This is a genomic window from Yoonia sp. R2-816, from assembly GCF_046762905.1.
Taxonomy (GTDB): domain Bacteria; phylum Pseudomonadota; class Alphaproteobacteria; order Rhodobacterales; family Rhodobacteraceae; genus Yoonia.
Window position 1 is genome coordinate 1 of the sequence record NZ_JBKQXN010000136.1, and the last position, 625, is coordinate 625.

Annotated in this window: 1 protein-coding gene; it reads right to left on the reverse strand. The window is 53.1% G+C overall.

The window, feature by feature from the left end:
* Window positions 1–256: 256 nt before the first annotated feature.
* A complete protein-coding gene (locus tag ACFWW2_RS03685; RefSeq protein ID WP_393926288.1) occupies window positions 257–400 on the reverse strand; it encodes a transposase in 144 nt (47 codons plus the stop codon).
* Between the last annotated feature and the right edge of the window lie 225 nt (window positions 401–625).

A 625-nucleotide genomic window follows, 5' to 3' on the forward strand; every position in this document is an offset into this window, starting at 1 on the left:
CATACGAACCTTGATGTTCAAACACCATCCTAACCGCACGCGCGCGGACCTCAGGTGAGTAGCGATTTGCCATTTTGCTTTTTGTCATAACAATCATCCTTACTTAAGTTGATGGTCTCCGACAAACTCGGGGCGATTCAGTACGGCCCAGCTTTTTCAAAGGCGAGAAACACCGAACCCGGTTGATCAAACTTGAAGCCGCTTCAAACAGCAGGTGCCTCATTGCGTGGTCCCCACATTTTGATACGCGGCCAGATCAATCTACCTCACCCGATTGGTGTCGCTTGGGTGTCAGTCCCAGAAACGCGCCAACATCCTGTGCTTTGCTAAACCGGCCTGGTTCATAGATCAGTGCGATAAAGCTGAGCGACACGATCGAACCGACGCCAGGAATCGACATCAGGCGGCGGGCAATAGGGTGATGTTTGGCTTTCGCTTTCACCGTGTTGTCGAGATCAACAGCGGCTTGGCACAGGGTTGCATGCGCGGGATGGGGTGGATGGCCCCTGCTTCAACGGGCGTCGCAATGCGCCATAGTGCAGTTGTCGTTAACCGCTTATGAGAGGAGCCACCCAATGCAAGTTACCACAATCGGCCTTGATTTGGCCAAGAACACCTTTCAGGT